The sequence below is a fragment of the Corynebacterium felinum genome (assembly GCF_030408755.1).
Lineage (GTDB): Bacteria > Actinomycetota > Actinomycetes > Mycobacteriales > Mycobacteriaceae > Corynebacterium > Corynebacterium felinum.
The window spans coordinates 270234-289652 of sequence record NZ_CP047209.1 but is presented as its reverse complement, the minus strand read 5'-3'; the positions used below and the strand labels follow the sequence as shown (position 1 = coordinate 289652).

General features: G+C 55.4%; 19 protein-coding genes. 2 read left to right on the top strand and 17 right to left on the bottom strand.

All coding sequences use genetic code 11. The features are described 5' to 3' along the window. Positions 1-93: 93 nt before the first annotated feature. The 7 genes from CFELI_RS01290 to CFELI_RS01260 form a co-directional block, all read right to left on the bottom strand. Entirely contained in the window at positions 94-2730 is a 2637-nt protein-coding gene (locus tag CFELI_RS01290; RefSeq protein WP_277103641.1) for a heavy metal translocating P-type ATPase, read from the bottom strand. A gap of 160 nt (positions 2731-2890) precedes the next feature. Beyond that, complete coding sequence (locus tag CFELI_RS01285; RefSeq protein WP_277103642.1) at positions 2891-3433, bottom strand: hypothetical protein; 543 nt, start codon at positions 3431-3433, stop codon at positions 2891-2893. 101 nt (positions 3434-3534) lie between these two features. Continuing rightward, entirely contained in the window at positions 3535-4554 is a 1020-nt protein-coding gene (gene hemB, locus CFELI_RS01280; RefSeq protein WP_277103643.1) for a porphobilinogen synthase, read from the bottom strand. 43 nt (positions 4555-4597) lie between these two features. Then, positions 4598-5341, bottom strand: a complete 744-nt coding sequence (locus CFELI_RS01275; RefSeq protein ID WP_277103644.1) for a uroporphyrinogen-III synthase — start codon at positions 5339-5341, stop codon at positions 4598-4600. Between the two features lie 24 nt (positions 5342-5365). Beyond that, positions 5366-6253 carry a hydroxymethylbilane synthase gene (hemC, locus tag CFELI_RS01270; RefSeq protein WP_277103645.1) on the bottom strand — a complete coding sequence of 296 codons (888 nt, stop codon included), beginning with the start codon at positions 6251-6253 and terminating at the stop codon, positions 5366-5368. A 1-nt stretch (position 6254) separates the two neighbouring features. Then, positions 6255-7574: a glutamyl-tRNA reductase gene (locus CFELI_RS01265; RefSeq protein ID WP_277103646.1), complete on the bottom strand. Its 1320-nt coding sequence runs from the start codon at positions 7572-7574 to the stop codon at positions 6255-6257. A gap of 133 nt (positions 7575-7707) precedes the next feature. Then, positions 7708-7944: a glutaredoxin family protein gene (locus CFELI_RS01260; protein WP_277103647.1), complete on the bottom strand. Its 237-nt coding sequence runs from the start codon at positions 7942-7944 to the stop codon at positions 7708-7710. Between the two features lie 304 nt (positions 7945-8248). Here CFELI_RS01260 and CFELI_RS01255 point away from each other — a divergent pair, with 304 nt between their 5' ends. Further along, entirely contained in the window at positions 8249-9277 is a 1029-nt protein-coding gene (locus tag CFELI_RS01255) for an HAD-IB family hydrolase (protein ID WP_277103648.1), read from the top strand. Between the two features lie 81 nt (positions 9278-9358). Here CFELI_RS01255 and CFELI_RS01250 read toward each other — a convergent pair whose 3' ends face one another. The 5 genes from CFELI_RS01250 to CFELI_RS01230 all read right to left on the bottom strand — a co-directional run bounded on the left by CFELI_RS01250 (position 9359) and on the right by CFELI_RS01230 (position 13300). Further along, the gene (locus CFELI_RS01250; protein ID WP_003402602.1) at positions 9359-9460 is read right to left on the bottom strand and encodes a 30S ribosomal protein bS22; all 102 of its coding nucleotides are present in this window, start codon (positions 9458-9460) and stop codon (positions 9359-9361) included. 386 nt (positions 9461-9846) lie between these two features. Then, positions 9847-10038, bottom strand: a complete 192-nt coding sequence (locus CFELI_RS01245) for a helix-turn-helix domain-containing protein (RefSeq protein WP_277103649.1) — start codon at positions 10036-10038, stop codon at positions 9847-9849. Positions 10039-10264: 226 nt separating this feature from the next. Beyond that, entirely contained in the window at positions 10265-11068 is an 804-nt protein-coding gene (gene proC, locus CFELI_RS01240; RefSeq protein ID WP_277103650.1) for a pyrroline-5-carboxylate reductase, read from the bottom strand. Between the two features lie 152 nt (positions 11069-11220). Next, positions 11221-12342 carry an Rv0497 family membrane protein gene (locus tag CFELI_RS01235; protein WP_277103651.1) on the bottom strand — a complete coding sequence of 374 codons (1122 nt, stop codon included), beginning with the start codon at positions 12340-12342 and terminating at the stop codon, positions 11221-11223. Positions 12343-12361: 19 nt separating this feature from the next. Next, the gene (locus CFELI_RS01230; RefSeq protein WP_277103652.1) at positions 12362-13300 is read right to left on the bottom strand and encodes a Ppx/GppA family phosphatase; all 939 of its coding nucleotides are present in this window, start codon (positions 13298-13300) and stop codon (positions 12362-12364) included. 34 nt (positions 13301-13334) lie between these two features. Between CFELI_RS01230 and CFELI_RS01225 the strand changes: the two genes are divergently transcribed. Beyond that, entirely contained in the window at positions 13335-14243 is a 909-nt protein-coding gene (locus tag CFELI_RS01225; RefSeq protein WP_277103653.1) for a DUF3109 family protein, read from the top strand. Here the strand turns inward: CFELI_RS01225 and CFELI_RS01220 are convergent, their stop codons facing one another. From CFELI_RS01220 to CFELI_RS01200, 5 genes are all read right to left on the bottom strand, one after another. Beyond that, positions 14244-14936: a winged helix-turn-helix domain-containing protein gene (locus tag CFELI_RS01220; protein WP_277103654.1), complete on the bottom strand. Its 693-nt coding sequence runs from the start codon at positions 14934-14936 to the stop codon at positions 14244-14246. Continuing rightward, positions 14933-16159 (bottom strand): sensor histidine kinase, encoded by a 1227-nt coding sequence (locus tag CFELI_RS01215; protein ID WP_277103655.1) that lies wholly within the window; start codon positions 16157-16159, stop codon positions 14933-14935. Before CFELI_RS01215 ends, CFELI_RS01220 begins: the two co-directional genes overlap by 4 nt. A 37-nt stretch (positions 16160-16196) precedes the next feature. Continuing rightward, on the bottom strand, positions 16197-16943 hold the full coding sequence (locus CFELI_RS01210) for a phosphoglyceromutase (RefSeq protein WP_277103656.1): 747 nt from the start codon (positions 16941-16943) through the stop codon (positions 16197-16199). A gap of 94 nt (positions 16944-17037) precedes the next feature. Further along, a complete protein-coding gene (locus CFELI_RS01205) occupies positions 17038-17793 on the bottom strand; it encodes a TSUP family transporter (protein WP_277103657.1) in 756 nt (251 codons plus the stop codon). Positions 17794-17802: 9 nt separating this feature from the next. After that, positions 17803-19401 (bottom strand): DUF885 domain-containing protein, encoded by a 1599-nt coding sequence (locus tag CFELI_RS01200; protein ID WP_374724756.1) that lies wholly within the window; start codon positions 19399-19401, stop codon positions 17803-17805. Positions 19402-19419 lie beyond the last annotated feature (18 nt).

Below are 19419 nucleotides of genomic sequence, written 5' to 3'. Positions count from 1 at the left end.
CAGAGGTTCATACCTTTGGAAAGTAAGCGTGGGCTAATTGGAGGAACCCGACTACCCCCTCACAGGCCAACTCCTCCCTGCCCCCAACTACGCCTAGGAGGAGGAGAAGGTACGCGCCAAACTCGAACGCGACTCAATCACCAACGACGAACCCAACATCAAAATAGTGGCAAACATCGGATGCAACACACCCGCACAGGCGGCGAGAATAGCCACAAGGTTATAACCCCACGCCAAGAACAAATTGCTACTAATCAGCTTATTCAACCGGCGCGCCCCCTTAAACAACCATGGAATTGGCTCCGTATTGCTAGTAAGCAACACCACGTCAGCCTGAGTATTTTCCAGCGCGGAAGCACTCGGCAAACTTCCCATAGCGTCGACCAAAATGCCCACGTTCGCCACCCGGAAACACTCACGCACCGAATCGTCACCCACCATGGCCACAACCGCACCATGATTATGCACACTACGCACCGTCTGCGCCTTATGTCCCGGCTGGATACCCGCCAACACGTGCGACACACCCACCATATCGCCATAACGACGCGCCACCGGATACGTATCGCGCGACAGCATCATGGTTTCAATACCCAACTGTTCCACATCAGCAACAGCCCGCGTCGCATCGTCCTTCGCATCATCATGCAGCGTGATCACACCACGATCTTTACCCTTCCACCGCACCACCAAAGGAGTACCCCCCGACACAGCCGCTGCAGCCAAACGGCCCTGTACATCAGAAAGGTTGCGCGGACGCCACAATTTAGCCTCCACATTGCGTAATTCCACGCGCCCATCGGAATCCCGCAGCGGGATTTCCACCAAACCCGTAAAACTACCGTTCTCATCAATCTCAACATTGCTGACATCAATCAGACGCGGGATCGTATCATCAGTTGAGGCATCACGAGACTCACGCGCCGCCCGCTTCAACGCACGCGAAACAGGATGATCACTCTCTAAGGTCAACGCGCTCGCCACCCGCAACACCAAATCAGGGTTCTCACCGCGATCCGCAGTCACAGACTCCACCGTCATCTCCCCCACCGACAACGCGCCCACACGATTGAAAATAATGGTGTCGACAAAATCCAACGTCCGCACCGTATCCGCATCACGAATCAACACACCGTGGCGCGCAGCCATCTCAATACCCTGGCGCATCGCCACCGAAGACGAAACAGCCAACGCCACCGGCGCCACACACCCCAACACCGCCAAAGATGTGGCAATCGCCTGATTAATATTGTTGGTAATCAACGCCCACAGCGTAAAGTCCAACATGGCAATGGCCAAAGCAATCGGCACCAAAACCGAGGCGGACTTCGTCGCCAGCGCATCCGAATGATTCTGATTCAACGACGATTTATCCACCCAGCGGCTCAACGCAGCCAACCACGTGCGGTGGCCTGTTGACAGCACACGAATTTTCAGCGTATTCGCACCATTCATGCAGCCGGCATACACCTTGGAATTAACCTTCACCTCATGCTCACCAATGCCCAAGGCGCGGCCATCAACATGGGAGGAACCACCCACCACTTGTCCATCAACAGGAATTAACCCATATGGGGGAACCACGATATCGTCGCCAACATTCAGCTTATGCACATGAATGTTTTTCTCCGTCACCTCACCAGTCTTGCGAGATTTCACCACGCGGGTTGCCATCGACTGCGGCAAAGGTTTGCAATCGGCCAGCTCATCGACAAGATTTTTCCGCGTCTTGCGCGACAACAACCGGCCACCCAACAAAAACAAGGTCATCGCGCAGGCAACATCAAAAAACAGCGCCCCGCTTTCAAAAGCCATCGGATCAATGGCCACCAATTCGGAAGTCACCCGATACTGTGGGTCCCCCGCCTCGGTGTAAACCATCACCGCCAGACTGTAAAAATACGCCACCATGATGGCCAAAGAACTCGCCGAATCCAACGCCGACATCCCGCGGCGGAAACCACCAATAGTTGCGCGGTGGAAGGGGTAAGCACCATAAGTGACCACCGGAAACGCCAAAGCGGCAAGCACCCACTGCCAGTAATCAAACTGCAATGAAGGAATATAACTAATAGCGATCACGGGGATGGTAAACAACACCGTGACAATCAGACGCAACGGCGTGATCAGTGTGCGCGCGGTAAACAGCACATCCGTGGGGTCTTTATGCTCCAGCGTGCGAAAAGTACCATCCAAAAACCCTTCGCGGCGGGCAAGCTCAAGTGCTTTCGACTCCTCCGCAGCCTGGCGTCGCAAAGCACTGGGCATCGACAACTCGCGACGCCTGCGCCGACGATGACGCTGGTGAGAGCGGTTATACCGCCCTTCCTCAACATCCGACCACGCTAAACGACGCCGCAACGACGAGTCCGACAACGTTGCGGTAATCCCGAAACGAGAAAACACTTCCTCAATCATCGTGATATCAGTTGAACGACTTGCCGTAATCCACGCCATCGAGGAACTATAGACGATACGGACACTGACCCCGTTTAACGCCGACAAAGCCTCCTCTATTTCGCCAACAGCTGCGGCATTTTCCAAACCCTTGAGCTCAAACGCAAAGGAAGTCCGGCCAATATGCATGGCCTCGGTGGCAGCTTCGTCAGGATCCAAAAATTTCGACTTCGGGGTAGCGTCGATACCGACGCGACGCGCTGCATTCTTAGCAGTCTCAATCGCTTCGCGAACCTTCGATTCGGTGGCGTGAAATTCCTTAGGGTCAATCATGATAACGGCGCTTCCGCGACAAGTCCTTCACTTAACAACTCACTACTTCTTTACACGCGAAGAAAAGCACAGCATTTCTTGCAACCCAGCGTATCTATGCTGCCAGGAATAGTGTGCCTAGAAAACACCGCCTGCGCACCTTCACCACAGGCAGGTAGTTTTAGCGTTGAGGTTTCTTCGGTTTTTTCGCACTGAGGTTATCTCCCACCCATTCTAAAGAATCGGGCTTGGATACAAGGATCGTTCCCACCACAGCCGCAACGCCTACTGCGATTTCCACAGAGCCGTTAAAAGCCTGCACACCGATGGGCACCATGGAGAGCGTGGGGGCTTTAAAGGCAAAGATGCAGCGCAAAGCGAAAAATACGCCGAAATAGGTCAGTACTTTTCGTGCAGTCCCAGCGCGGGGCCCGGCGCTGACATAGGAGCGGGCGAGCCAGAGCACAATGCCAATAATGGCCAAGGCGACGCAGCCGACGAAGATGCTGCTACCGATCACGACTGTGGAGACGAAAGTTTCGCTAGGAATCACCGCTGCTTGGCTTTGTTTGTACTGCTCGATGATGGTTGCGGTGGTATTTTCCCGATCCATGAGCGCAGTGAGCACCGAGGTGATCTGGTGGACAATTTCGAGAATAAGAACTGCAACCCAGACTTTGAAAGCCAAGACTACCGATTCTGGCGCAGTGCCCTTTTCCTTCATTGCTTCCTTCCCCACAATTCTCCTCTCGCATACAGTCCTGTGAACTCTTAAGATTCGATTCTTCCGCATCTGGATACAAGAGTTTTTACCGCTACATGATTCTAGGGGGTTTTCAAGATTTCTGCTGCCTCCAAGGCAAAGTAGGTCAAAATCTGGGAGGCACCTGCGCGTTTAATGGAGATGAGCGATTCCATCATCACTGCGCTGCGATCAAGCCACCCGTGTGCGCTGGCGGCACACAACATGGCGTACTCGCCAGAAACTTGGTAGGCGGCCACGGGCACGGTAACAGAATCAGCTACCCGGCTTAAGACGTCGAGATAGGGCATGGCTGGTTTGACCATGACGAAATCGGCACCTTCCTGAATGTCGAGTTCAACTTCGAGCAGGGATTCGCGGATGTTTGCGGGGTCTTGCTGGTAGGTGCGGCGGTCACCTTCGAGGGAGGATCCCACTGCGTCACGGAATGGACCATAGAACGCGGAGGCGTACTTCGCGGAATACGCCATGATGGCAACGTCGGTGAATCCTGCCTCATCGAGGGCTTGTCGGATTGCCAAGATTTGTCCGTCCATCATCCCTGAGGGGCTAACGATGTGAGCGCCTGCGCGCGCTTGAGCTACTGCCATGCGCTGGTAGTGCTGGATGGTTGCATCATTATCGACGATCAACTCGCCCCACTGGTTGGTGGAAACAACACCGCAATGCCCGTGGTCGGTAAATTCATCGAGGCAGGTGTCTGCCATGATCAGGATGCTCTCGCCGTATTCGGCACGCAGCATGGCAATAGCACGGTTGAGGATACCGTGCTGTGCACACGCGTGAGATCCCGTGGCATCCTTATCTTCTGCCCGCGGCACACCAAAAAGATCAACGCAGGTGATGCCCAAGTCGATAGCCCGGCCCACAATCTCTTTCAGCGAGTCGAGGGTGTGCTGGTATTGGCCGGGCATGGAGGAAATTTCTTTAGGGCTATCGATCCCATCCGCAACGAACAGCGGATAAATCAGGTCCTTTGGGCTCAGCGTAGTTTCCGCGACCAGCGCCCGCATGGCGGGGGTAGTGCGCAGGCGGCGTGGGCGGCGAATCAGGTTATGTGGGCGAAAAGAAGCGTTGTTCATGGTTTCATCCTTTTATGTTGCGCCATTGCGCGCAGAGGCGAGGTTATGGCTGCTGTGTGGGGTTGCGCAGGGTGTTGAGGTAGTTGAGGGTTGCTTCTACGAGCATATCGACGTCGGCACGCTCCGGCATCACATGGACATCAAGTCCGAGTTCACACGCGACCTCGCGCGTGCGCGGGCCAATGCAGGCAATGACTGTGGACGGATGCGGCATACCCACGAGTGTGATGAAGTTGCGCACAGTGGAGCCGGAGGTAAAGCAGATAGCATCGATCGTACCGTTGCGCAGTGCCTGTGCCAGCTTTGGTTCTGGTGGCTGTGCTGACACGGTGCGGTAGGCGACGATATCGTCAACGTCCCAGCCGAGCTTGCACAGCCCTGCGGGCAGAACATCTGTGGCGATGTCAGAGCGGGGAAGGAGAACTTTCGCTGGGCGAGTATCCGGTGCTGCGGGGAATGCTGCGACGAGTCCTGCAGCATGGAAGGCTGTGTCCTCGGGTATCAGGTCGATGGTGTATCCGCGTGCCCGCAGTGCTGCGGCGGTGGCATGCCCTACTGCTGCGATTTTTGCACCCTTGGGCACTGTGTCGCAGGCGTTGACTGCTGTCACTGAGGTGAATACCACCCAGTCGTAGTGCCTGCGGAGTGCCTGGTGCAGCTGCTGCGGATCACTCGGCGGGATAAACGCGATCGTGGGCACAAAAAGAGCCCGATGCCCGCGGCTTTCGATGCTGCGTCCCATAGCCTCCGCGTGGTCGCGGGCGCGAGGAACAACAATGCTAAACACTGGTTGAGTACCTAAAAGCAAGGGCTAATCAAGAATGATCGCAGCGCCTTTGGCCAGAAGTTTTGCCGCAACTTCCTCACCGAGTGCAACGCTATCGTGCGGGCTTCCGTGAGCCTGTGCGCGCATGCTGCAGCTTCCGTCGAGTTTGGTCACTGATCCGTGTACCTCCATGACCCCGTCGGTGATTGTTGCGTATGCTGCCACGGGTGCGGTGCATCCGGCTTCGAGGCGGTTAAGCACCACGCGCTCTGCCTGGGCGCAGGCGAATGCTTCGGGGTCCAAGATGGAGCTGATCGCTGCTTTGGCGATCTCATCGTCCGCGCGGCACTCAACTGCAAGTGCCCCTTGAGCTGGCGCAGGGAGGAATTCATGCGGGTCAAACACATCGGTGGCCTCGCCTTGGCGTTCCACCCGACTGAGCCCAGCATAGGCAAGGATGACGGCATCGAGTTCCCCGGAGGCGACTTTGCCCATGCGGGTATCAATATTGCCGCGCAGTGGCCTTGTTTCAATGTCGGGGCGCAACGCTTTGAGCTGGGAAATACGTCGCGGTGCGCCAGTTCCCACCACCGCTTTATGCGGAAGAGTGCGAAGGGTATGCCCGTCGCGAGCGATCAGGCAATCGCGGGCGTCAGCGCGGGTGGGCACTACCATGAAGAAACGCTCGTCGGGCGTTGTGGGGAGGTCTTTGAGGGAGTGCACTGCGATATCGCATTCGCCCGCGGCTAGAGCATCGCGCAGAGCTTGGGTGAACACGCCCACGCCGATGCGTTCCACGGGCGCCATGTTGACGTCGCCAAGCGTGGTCACAATGTGCAGCTGTGCAGAAAAACCATGCTGGGCAAGCGCATCACGCACATGCCCTGATTGGGTGGTGGCGAGCAGACTCCCGCGGGTTCCGATTTTCAGCATCTTATGCTCCTAGTTCTTCCTCGCTGGGAAGTGCTTCATAGTTGACTTTGACTGAGCGGGTGGGGCCGGTCAATCCGAAAAATTCCTGCAACGCGCTTTCATAGGACACCACCCCCGACGATGCTGCCAGCTCTTTCGCCTTGATAGTGGGCTGATGCAGCAGCTTATCGACGACCCGGCGCACCGTATTCGCAACCTCCACGAACTCCGCTTCGTTAAGGTTGTCGACCCGGGAACGCAAACGCGACAGTTCCGTATCAACAAGGTCGGCGGCGTGGCGTCGCAACGCAGAAACAGCAGGCGCAACATCCTTAATCCGCTGCGCCGAGCAATACTGCTTCAACTCCTCAGCAACAATCGCCTGCGCCTGCGCATCAGCAGTTGTCTGCCCCTGCCCCGAACGCACAGCATGCAAACGCTCAATATTGACCAAACGCGCGCCCTTATCAGTCACCGCATCATCAATATCGCGCGGCAAAGACAAATCCACCAACATCAAATCGTGCGCTGGGGGAACATCAGCCGCAGTAATCGTGTAACTCTGCGAACCCGTGGCCGACACCGCAATATCTACCCGCGATAACACCTGGGCACGCTGATCAAAATCCACAACCTCCGCATCAACCCCCGCCTGGCGACTATGCTGCGCCAAACGCTCAGCCCGCTCCCGCGTCCGATTAGCCACAACCAGCCGATCTATGCCCAAACGACCCAAATGCGTTGCCGCCAACGACGCCATCGCACCAGCCCCCAGCACCAACGCCGACTTGCCCTGCAACGACTCCAACTGCAAATGCGCCATCGCCTCATCGAAAGCAAAAGACACCATTGACGCCCCCGCATCATCAATTTCGGTCTCAGTATGCACCCTTTTGCCGGTATGCAGCGACGCCTGAACCAACGAATGCAATGCAGGGCCAACCGTACGCGCCGCAATCGCCGCCTGATAGGCCGTGCGCACCTGCCCAATAATCTGCTGCTCACCAATCACCATGGAATCGAGCCCCGAGGTCACCACCATCATGTGCTCGGCAGCAGCATCGGCATAACGGACATACAAAGAAGAACGAAGCGTCTCCATATCCACCCCGGAAACACCGTGCAAAATCTCCACCACATCTGAGACACCGCTGTGGAAACTCGACGTCATGACGTACACCTCCATGCGGTTGCAGGTGGATACGATCATGGCCTCAGTTAAAGATTCACGAGCGAGAAGTTCTCGCGTAGCGTTATCCCGCACAGAATCATCCATGCTTAACCGCTCAAGCAGCGATACTGGTGCTGAGCGGTGGGACATTCCCACGACAAGTACACTCACGGCCCTCTACGCCCTCACGCTTTCTTCACATCACAATCTGTTGTGCCCACCAGAATAGTAAAATCTCAAACTTTCGATCGATTACCATCCTGTATTTTCGATTCACTCCACCCTAATCATTAGGGGGTGTGCTTCACAACAAAGCATGGGCTAACTCGTCATTATCAACCTCCCAACAACTAAATTCCTCCCCATCAATCACCACGACCGGAACCCTATCGGAATACTCCAACCTCCACTCCTGATCCTCATCGACATCGCAGATAATCAGCTCCAACCCCGCCGCAGCCACGACCGGAGCAATCTGATCAGCCACCCGAGCACAGGAACCACAGGTCTTGCGCACCATCAATTCCACACGATTAGCCATGTCACTTTATACCTTTCAGCATCCACCTTCTTTAGGGGGTATCCCCCTGCCTGATCTGTAATCTAGCACTGCCAGCGACTAGAGACACTCAACCAATCGATATGCTTATGACCCATGCCACATATTCACCGTGTCGTTGATGCGTCTGTACCCCAGCACTACTAGGCTCACGTGCATAAGATCACAACTCATCGATCACCCCATGATCATTGCACAGGCAAAACTATCCCTCCTCTGGCATGATTATTAGAACACTGCCTTTCCACACCACACTTTTAAGCCGTAAGGGGCGCACACTTAAAGCATGAATAAGCATGAGCCACAGTGGCATCAGCGGCCCGAGGATTTTCTCGCCAGCTGGAGCAGCAGCCGGGGAAATGTCCGCAGGTTCTTCGAAGAACACGCCCTACCCCCCATTGACGAATCCACACAGCGCGAGGCCGGCGAGGCCGCCGCTGCATTAGCCGTGAGCTCACTGTTCGATCTTGAGCTTGACGCCTTCACCTCTGGCCTGGATTCCGTGAGCGGCTCTTTGGAAGCAGCAGGGGAACTGCACCTCACCCAACCCGACCCCAACATCCCCCAAGAACACGGCGCAGCAGCGTTCTTTGATATCGACAACACCCTCATCCAGGGATCATCCCTGATCGTTTTTGCACTCGGCTTAGCCCGCAAACGCTACCTCAGACTCGGGGAGATCCTCCCCGTGGCGTGGAAACAGCTGAAGTTTCGCATCACCGGTGCCGAAAACGCCTCCGATGTCGCCGAAGGACGCAAGCAAGCCCTCGAATTCATCGCCAACCGAAGTGTTGATGAACTTGTCGAGCTCTGCGAAGAAATCGTCGACACTCACATGAGTGAAAAACTCTGGCCAGGGACCAAGCAGCTCGCCGAAGACCATATTGCCGCTGGTCAGCAAGTGTGGCTCGTCTCCGCCACACCAGTCCAGCTCGGGCAAATCCTTGCCAAACGCCTCGGCTTCACCGGGGCACTGGGTACGGTTGCGGAAGTCAAAGACGGAAAATTCACCGGCAGGCTCGTCGGCGATATCCTCCACGGCCCCGGCAAACGTCACGCAGTGGCCGCGCTCGCCGCGCTCGAACGCCTCGACCTCGATCGCTGCACCGCCTATTCCGACAGCATTAACGATATCCCCATGCTCACCATGATGGGTTCGGCTGTCGCAATCAATCCTGACCGCGCCCTGCGCAAGGAAGCGCAGCGTCGCGGCTGGACCATCCACGACTACCGCAGCGTCCGTAAAGCCGTACGCACCTTCGGGCTCCCAGCACTCATCACTGCGCTTTTCTCATGGAAAGCGCTACGCCGCTAAAAGCGCCCATCAGATACACAAATCCCTCTGCACAACTATGTGTGTTTCATAGTCGTGCAGAGGGGTTGGTGCAGAAAAGGCTTACTTGCCGAGTTTACGACGCTGAACGCGGGTGCGGCGCAGCAACTTGCGGTGCTTCTTCTTGGACATGCGCTTGCGGCGCTTCTTGATGACAGAACCCATAACGGTTTCCCTCGCTTACTAGTTGGAGTACGTACTTCCGATGTCAGCCAAGCTCTAGGCACGAACTGAATGCTTCACAGCAGTCCGAAGTGCACTTTCGCCCTGCAGTATGAACCTCATGCTCTCTCCACACAGAATCTGGATACAGCCGAAGGTTCCGTGCGCGAGCAGATGCTGACACGAATGGGCTCAATCATACCGAGAATACGTGCATATGGAAAAATCACCCAGATTAACAGCCCCCACAACAACACAACCCCAGATCTGCTACCGCCACCAACTCCACACAGCAGTGAAAGAAAAAGGAGCGAAGAAAATCACCGTGGTAAAACACCACACCAATCCTCTTCGCCCCTATTTCCGATCACAGGCGGCGCACAAGCCCCTTAACCCGCTTCGTAGAACGAAGCATCGAGGTACTCATTCACTGCCCGCTCGTGGACGCGGAAGCTGCGCCCAACACGAACCGCCGGCAATTCACCAGAGTGAACCAACCGGTAGACAGTCATCTTAGAAACGCGCATAATCTCCGCGACCTCAGCGACTGTCAAGAAGGTTCCAGTATCTTCTTTAGCCATAATATTTATCTAACCCTTCAGCCACGAGCGCGCTGCAGGCTTCCCCTCCCGCAGAAGAAACACGCACGTGCATTTATGAGTTTAGCGTGAAACATGTGACTGGTGCGACCCAAAGTGAAAAAAAGACGGTAACGAAACAAAATAACCCCCGTGTTACTCGCAGAAAGAAGCAGCACACACCACTACTTTCCACAAATACAACGAGGGAAAAGGTCAACGCGAAAAACTAACCGAGCTCCGCCGAACGACGCGCACACGCCTGCGTCGCATCATAGACAGCCGCACGCAAGCCGGCTTCTTCAAACGCACGGATCGCAGCAATAGTCGCACCCCCAGGGGAGGAAACATTTGCACGCAGCTGCTGTGGCTCCTCACCAGTCTCCTTCAGCATGGCCGCCGCGCCATACAGCGCATTCACGCTCAAATCTTTCGCAGCATCCCTACTCAAGCCAAGATTGACACCAGCATCAATCATCGCTTCGATCATCAAGAAAAAATACGCAGGTGAAGATCCACTCATCGCAGTAACCGCGTCCATATCAGATTCTTCCACCACACGCACCGCACCTGTTGCCTGAAGCAGCGTGGTAACCTTCGCCAGCTGCTCCTCATCAACAAAGCGACCCGGCGCGAGCGCAGTCATCCCCTTGCCTACCAGCATGGGAGTATTCGGCATTGCGCGGATCACAGGCGCACCTGCAGCTAACACCTCTTCCAGTGCTGCGTTGGTAATACCTGCGGCCATAGAAACCACCGTTGTTGCATCGTTATTGTCGATGATCTCCGCGATTTCCTCGGCAACCTTCAGCACCATTTTCGGCTTCACACAGATGAAGACCACATCCACGCCGTCGACAGCGGGACCGTTATCCACGAACGGCACAACGGAAAATTTCTCGCGTAAATACTGCCCGCGCTCTACGCTGCGGTTCGTGACATGAATATCTTTAGGGTTCACGCCCCCGTCGAGAAGCCCTGCAATCAAAGCTTCTCCGATCTTGCCGCCGCCAATTACTGCTATCGAACTCATAGCAACAACCATGCCAAATCTTCAGCTGCTTCGCACATCTTTACAGAAAAACAATCCCTCCTTGACCCATGTGCACAGCTGACAGCAGGTATTAAGAAGAGATTGCTTGCGATAAAGCGATGATATTTATCGCATTATGCGGCGTTATTTTTCTAAAAACCCACAACCAACAGTGGGCCGAATGTCATCACTAAACCAACAATGCCGGCAAGGAACATCGACACACCGTCGCGGGAGGTGCGCAAGAGCTTGACCAACACGACCAATGCTGCGGTCACGCCCAAGGCAATCAATCCGACGGTGGTTTTGCTCATAGTCGACCACAGGTACTGGAACCCGGTAAACAAAGCCACGCCCAAAATGATGCCCACCAATGCCATCGCAGCGACAGCGACGATCGACATTTTTTCTTCGTCAGCTTCAGCAGCTTCCTCTAGAGCATACTCAGCTTCAGCCTCGTCGATGTCCTCGTAGTCGGACTCTACTTCTTCGTACTCGACATCATCGTCGTAGTCAGCGGCGTCTTCGTCAACGAGTTCGTCGTCGTATTCTTCGTACTCGTCATATTCTTCTTCAGCCAACTGTTCATCGTAGGCTTCGTCGAAGTCTTCCTCGGTTTCATAGTCTTCTTCGTAGTCCTCATCTGCTTCATCAGCAGCTGCGGCACCCAAAGACGCGAGAGCAAGCATCTCTTCATCCTCGACGGCAGGAAGCACAACTGTGGCGTCTTCTCGTGCAGATTCCGCCTTCTCCGGCAGCTGCGCACGGAACGCACCGGTGGTTAACCGCAGTGGTTCATCTGCGCTGACTACCGAAATCACAATATTGGCAGCGTCCTCAGCGTCGTCGGCTGCCTCATCCTCGTGTGTTTCTTCCTCACTGGCGTCTTGCTCTAGCGCATCTTCCGGCTCGGCCGCATCATCGCGTTGCTCCTGGAAAGGTTCAACCGGAGTAGACTTAGATGACGAATCAGCTTTTTCTTCGACTTTTTCGGCCTTATTCGCCTCAACACCCGCACCATCAGGGGTAGTGACGGGGGCATCCGATGCACTGTCTTCGACGGTAGGTTCGACAGGTTCGGGGTCGATCGGCTCGCTTGAATGCTTGGATTCTGCGGGCTTCGCATCCACCTTCGGGATATTGCCGGTCAATTCGGCAACAGACACGCCACCTTCCTCGATACTGCGGCGGCGTCGCCTACGAGAGGAGCCACTTGGCTCCTCCTTACCAGCCTTCGCTAGTAGTTCGGCTACTGTCAGCTGCTTTTCGCTCATAGCTTTAACCTTCCCAAAGTTATGACTGCAGATCAAGACCGCGTTCAATGCGGCGGAAAATTACGCCCTCGCGTAATGCCCACGGGCAAATCTCTAGTCTCTCAATATTCAACGCGCGCATCGCCGCTTCTGCAACTAAAGCGCCGGCGACGATCTGATGCGAGCGGTTTGCTGATACGCCCTCTAACTCGGCACGATCTGCAGCGGTCATACGAGAAATAAAGGCAATCAGTTGACGCAAGCCAGGAGCCGTGAGCTCCCGAGTGATATGAATTCCTGCCGACGAAGGCGCTGCACCTGTCAGCCGCGCCAGCGTGCGGAACGTCTTTGAGGTACCCACGGCAAGCCGGGCTTGACCATGCGCACGCATTTCTTTTGCAGGTTCGACTAACTCAGCGTCGATATAATCCCGCAGCAAATTCACAGTTTTGCGCTCTGGTGGATCAATATCGAACCAGTTGTGTGTCAGTCTCGCTGCACCTAAATCCAAAGAAACAGCAACGTCTGGCTCTTCATTCACACCGGTGGTCATTTCCAGCGAACCACCGCCGATGTCAAGATTGGTGATCCGGCCCGCAGACCACCCGTACCAACGACGCACAGCTAAGAATGTGAGTCTTGCTTCATCCGCGCCCGAGAGGATCTCAAGGCGGACGCCTGTTTCGCGCTCGATGTGCTCGAGCACCTCATTCGCATTCACCGCAGAACGTACGGCGGAGGTAGCAAAAGGCTTCAGCTCATCGCAGCCTAGACGCTGCGCTAATTCTTTCGCTTCGCCAACTGAATCGGTCAGCTTTTTGATGCCTTTGGCATCAATCGCCCCATCCTTGTCGAGGTACTCGACAAGCTTCAGGGTCGCTTTCCAATCGCTCATTGGGGTTGGCGGACCACCTAATCGCGCATCGACCGCTACAAGGTGGACAGTATTACTACCCACATCTAATACACCTAATCTCACATGTTTAAGGTTAGACGGTCTAGGGTACTTAAGTGTGAACCGCCCTGATACTTTTCCCGTTTATCTTGGATTTCCTTCCTCCTCCCCTGCCGCTCTTTCCATTGAACGGGGTGCGGAGTTAGCTCCAGATTTCCCACGTCAATGGTGGGAATTTACGCATCCGCATGACCCTTTGCACGTGTTTAGTATCGATTTAACGTGGCTGGAATCTTATTACAGTTGTGCGTTCGGCACCGGCGTGTGTCAGGGCATTGTGGCCGGTTTTTCTGACGTGGGTTGTTGCAATCATGGTGCTTTTTTGTGCGATGAAACGGATCGGGAGCAGCTTATCGACGCCGTTAGCCGCATGCCGGCCCGCTACTGGCAGCTGCGTCCCACCACTGTCGATGAGTATCTGGAGGAAAATGATGAATCTCAGCTCGAACCGTGGCTGGTGTGGGATGAGTTGGATAATGAGGAAGGCGAGCCAGAACCCGCTTTAAAAACCGTCATCGTTGATGGTGCCTGTATTTTTGCTAACCGATCGGGGTGGGCAACGGGGACGGGCTGTGCTCTTCACCAGTGGGCGCTTGACGCTGGTGAGGATCTCACCGTGGTCAAACCCGAAGTGTGTTGGCAGTTGCCGTTGCGCAGGTTAGAAGCCTATGAGGATCGTGCTGATGGCCAAGAAATTCTGCGTACAACGATTACTGAGTATGAGCGTCGTGGGTGGGGTAATGGTGGCGAGGATTTCGATTGGTATTGCACAACGTCACCGGCTTGCCATACCAACGCGTCCCCGCTGTGGCAAAGCTGCGAGCAGGAGCTGCGGGCGCTTATTGGCGATGCTCCTTTTGAGATTTTGGCCAGCTACCTGCGTAAGCGTCTTCATGCCCGCAGCGCCCTTGCGGAACAGGGTGTGGATGTAAACGAGATTTTTGGTGTGCATCCGGCTTCGCGTTAGTTATTTTTCGAATTTGTAGCCCACGCCGCGAACGGTGACTAGGTGTCGGGGGCGTGAAGAATCTTCTTCAATTTTGCTTCGAATGCGTTTGACGTGCACATCCAAGGTTTTAGTGTCGCCGACGAAATCGGCGCCCCATACTCGGTCGATAAGTTGACCGCGGGTGAGCACTCGTCCCGCGTTACGCATGAGATATTCCAGCAGGTCGAATTCTTTTAATGGCATGGCTACGGCTTCACCATCGACAACGACGGTGTGACTGTCAATGTCGAGCCGGATGCGACCGTAATTAAACAGCAGCTCATCGCCGACGTCGTCAAGCATGACGTCACCGCCACGGCGCAGTACTGCCCGCACCCTAGCAATAAGTTCGCGGGAAGAATACGGCTTGGTCACATAATCATCCGCCCCGATTTCTAGCCCTACAACCTTGTCAATTTCGGAATCGCGGGCTGTCACCATGATCACGGGCACGGACGATACTGCGCGCAGACGCTTGCACACGTCTGTCCCCGACATGCCGGGCAGCATGAGATCCAGCAACACAATATCGACTGGGTTGCGGTCGAATTCCACCAAAGCCGAAGGCCCATCAGCTGCATGAATGACCGTGAATCCTTCTTTGCGCAGAAGGAACATCAAAGGCTCAGCTAAAGACTCTTCATCCTCAACCAACAAAATTGTTGTTGTCATAGGGGTGTCTCCTTTCGACGGCCCCCAAGCCTTGGAGCGCGAAAAAGCGAAGCATTAACTTCTCGATCCTGAATGTCACCATCGTCATCGGGGTGGAATACAGGCAGCTCCAAGCTGAAAATTGAACCGCTGCCTGGCCTCGACCACAAACGAATGCGACCACCATGATTGGCTGCCACGTGCTTAACAATAGCTAACCCAAGGCCCGTTCCGCCGGTAGATCGCGAACGAGCTTTATCCACCCTGAAAAACCGCTCGAATACGCGCTGCTGGTGCTCGGGAGCGATGCCAATTCCATGGTCTTCCACCTCAATGAGCACTATATCGCGGGCGTGAAGTTTAGCACTGACCGCCACCTTCGAACCGTTGGGCGAATAGTTAATTGCATTTGAGACAAGATTGGAGACTGCTGTCACCAACAAACTACGATCCGCCAATACCTGCAGCCCGCAGGGCGAGCATCGCTGGAAACGGATATCTGCCCCCTCCGCCGCGAGCACATTTCGGGCCAGAGCCTCTTCAATAATCTCATCGACAAACACCGGCTCCATCTCTGGGAGCGCTTCAGCGCCTTGCAGTTTAGACAAGGAAATGAGTTCGGAAATCATTTCCCCTAGCCGATGCGCCTCTTTGTACAGGCGATGCGCAAAATATTCCACCTGCTCGGGGTCATCTGAGGCGGAAGCGAGAGCTTCTGCTAAAAGTCCCATCCCCCCGACTGGTGTTTTCAATTCATGCGAAACATTGGCCACGAAATCGCGGCGCGCAGATTCCATACGCACGTTTTCCGATTCGTCCGTGGTGTAAATAATCGCATACCGATCATCAATAAGCGTCAGTGGTTTTACTACCGCCCGCACACTTGTCACCCGTGAGCCCGTCTTGCGCGACGTAGTGAAATCGATAAAGTGTTCCTCTTTATCGTCGAAGGTTCTTTCCGCAACGACCCACACTTTTTCGTTGATGGTTCGCTCGTGAACCACCCCCATATCGTGGGCGCGTTCATTAGACAGAACCACTCCCCCACTCCTGTCAACAACCGTCACCCCGGTCGGCGATCCTTGCACTGCAAGGTGCAGGATCTGGCTGACTGTGGTCACCTTATTATCAGTGAGCGTTGCCGCATGCCGATACCTGCGATACCGCGCTTTCCCCCATGAAAACGCAGCTAGGGCGAGGCCCGTTAAGGCCACGCCCAGAATAAATGCTGCGAAGATATGCACTATCTTGCTACACGATCTTGCACTAAAATCTTAGTGCTTACTTCGCGCCTTGTGCTGCTACTGCTGCGGCACCAGCGGCTGCAGCTTCCGGATCAAGATAAGTACCGCCAGGGTTTTGTACCGTACCGTTTTCATCCAACTCGTAAACCAGTGGGATACCGGTAGGGATGTTCAGCTCCGCAATATCCTCATCGGAAATAGCATCCAGGTGCTTAACAAGGGCACGCAGGGAGTTGCCGTGAGCTGCAACTAGGACGGTTTCCCCGTTCTTCACGCGAGGCAGGATCTCTTCCTCGAAATAAGGGATGAAACGAACCACAACATCCTTGAGGCATTCGGTGCGTGGAACTTCATCCAAATGTGCGTAGCGAGGATCGTTGACCTGGGAGTACTCGCTGTCATCAGCCAGTGCTGGTGGTGGGGTGTCGTAGGAACGACGCCACGCCATGAACTGGTCGTCGCCGTACTTTTCCTTAGTCTCTGCCTTATTCAGACCCTGCAGCGCACCGTAATGGCGCTCGTTCAGACGCCAATCGCGGATAACAGGGATCCAGTGCAGGTCGGCTTCATTAAGCGCGATATTTGCGGTGCGAATCGCGCGACGCAGGAGCGAAGTGTAGAGCACGGTGGGCACAATGCCTGCCTCGCGCAGCAGCGCGCCACCGCGCTTTGCCTCTTCTTCGCCCTTCGCAGTGAGGTTGACATCAACCCAACCGGTGAACTGGTTCGATGCGTTCCATTCGCTCTGTCCGTGACGGAGGAGCACTAGTTTTCCATTAGCCATGCTTCCAAGTCTGCCACTAATTACGCTTAACGTCAGCCCCAGCTCGGTGAAATGTGCACTTTTTAACACTTTTCACCCCATCCCCCCGGCCCTCCTAGGTGAAAGCCCCACCTGCGAGTGAATCAATCCCAAGCTTGGTTGCCATCACAATAACCATGATCACAAGTGCGATGCGGACAAAACGCGCCCCGCCCCCAATGACCGTGCGGGCTCCTAGTTGGGCACCCAGAATAGTGGCTACAGCCAAGCTTGCTCCGAGGAGAAAATACACGTGGCCTAAAAAAATAAACATCACCAGCGCCCCCGCGTTAGTGCAGGTATTGACCACTTTTGCCATCACGGACGAGTGGAGAAAATCCCCTGTTGCGCATGCGGTAAATGCCATGACCAAAAACATGCCCGTACCGGGGCCAAAGATGCCATCATAAAAAGAAATCACCGACACGAGCACAATGAGTAAAACTCGACGGTGCTTTCGTCCTTGTTGAAGCTGCCCAAAGTGCGGGCGCACAGCAACAAAAATGCCCACAACGAGCAAGAGGACAATCACGATTGGGCGCATTATTTCTTGCGCGAGACTACTGGCCAATAATGCCCCCAAACCCGAGCATAGGAGCCCAATGACGACAAATCTACCCAGCGCAAGTGGCGCCCCCACTTTCTTCACCAGGACAAGTGCTGCTGAAGCGGTGCCGAATACTGCGCTGAGCTTGTTTGTCCCCAAAGCGGTGGAAGGGGCTAAACCTGCGCTCAGAAGCGCCGGGACTAAAATGAGCCCACCTCCACCAATGACTGCATCGACCCACCCAGCCAGAAATGCTGGTGCTATAAGCCAGGCGTAGTCGATCATCGCGCCTGCTTAGCCCAGCACTGCCGTGCGCAGGATGTCCATCGGGATGGAGCCTTGCTTCAACGCCTTTTCGTGGAACTGTGGAGCGCTCATGCCTGCCGTGTCGGCGTCGGCACGCAGCTGCTGCCACAGACGCTGACCAAGCGCATAGCTCGGGGCTTGACCTGGCCAGCCCAAGTAACGATGCAGTTCAAAGTCAAGGTTTGCATCGCTCATGGCCACATGCCCACGCAAGAATTGACGAGTGTAGTCAAAGTCCCACGCGCCACCTTCAGGGTTCTTCTTTTCTAAGTGCACGCCGATATCGAGCACAACTCGGGCTGCGCGTAGTCGTTGCGCATCGTATAAGCCCATGCGGAAGCCTGGGTCGTCGAGATATCCCAGTTCCGCCATCAGCGCTTCAGCGTATAAGGCCCAGCCTTCGCCGTGCCCTGAGTTCCAGCAGGCGATTCGACGCCACAGGTTCAGGTTGTCGCGCTCGCAGGCGGCAACTCCGCACTGGAGGTGGTGTCCTGGCACTCCTTCGTGGTACACCGTTGTCAGTTCTTGCCAGGTGTGGAAGGTGGTCTCACCAGGAGGCACCGACCACCACATGCGGCCTGGGCGGGAGAAATCTTCTGCCGGTGGGGTGTAGAAAATTCCGCCGGTTCCCGCGGGGTCGATGCAGCATTCGATGGTGCGCATTTGCTCCGGGATGGTGAAATGTACCCCTGCGAGATCCTCCACCGCTTTATCGGCGATTGTTTGCATCCAGTTTTTCAGCGCGTCAACGCCATGCAGGGTGTAGCGTTCATCGCCATTCAAACGCTTCAACGCTTCATCGACACTCACGTCTGCACCATAGAGTTCACGCGCGCAGTGTTGTTGCTGATCAATGATTTCTTCCAAGCGGCTAAGGCCCCATTCGTAGGCCTCATCAAGATCAACTTTCGCGCCAACAAATTCGTGGCTAAACAGTTCGTAACGCTCGCGACCAACCGCATCTTTTTCAGGTGCTTGCGGGGCAAGGGTCGTGCGCAGCCACTCACCAAGCTGCGCAAACGCTTCCTTCGCTTTGGTCACGTCCGCTTCGTGCCCAAGCCCGTTGAGGGTGTCACCATGGGCTAGTGGCGCAAGTTGTTCTTGCAGCTTAGTGATCTGGCGTCGGGCTGCAACGTTGCCCTGGCTTGCTGCAAGTTCCAGCGATTCCCGATAGCCCGCCAGTGCCTGAGGCACCTGGGCGACACGCTCTGCCCGCCCTGCTTCCGGCATCTGCAGCAAGGTATCGCGAATTTCCTGCACAGGTGAGGCAATGTTGTTGAGTGCGCGGAGGTTTTCGCCTCGCTCATGCAGCTCAAGTTCGATCCCGAGGCGATCGCGCATCACGGCTTTCGTAATGTCGTCGCCCTCAAGCGTGTCGACGTCGTCAAGCATGCTGCGGGTACGCGCAGCGACTTGCTCGTGAAAGCGTGGGCTGAAGTCTTGGAGCTTATCATCGTAGCCCGGAATGCCCCACGCAGTTGCCGCAGTGGGGATCAACGCCGCCATGTCATGCACATAGCGAACGGCAGCCTCATCAAGTGGCGAAGGCGACGTGGGTGTAGATTGAGTGATTTCCGTCATGTGCATAAGTGTAACGAGCACGCT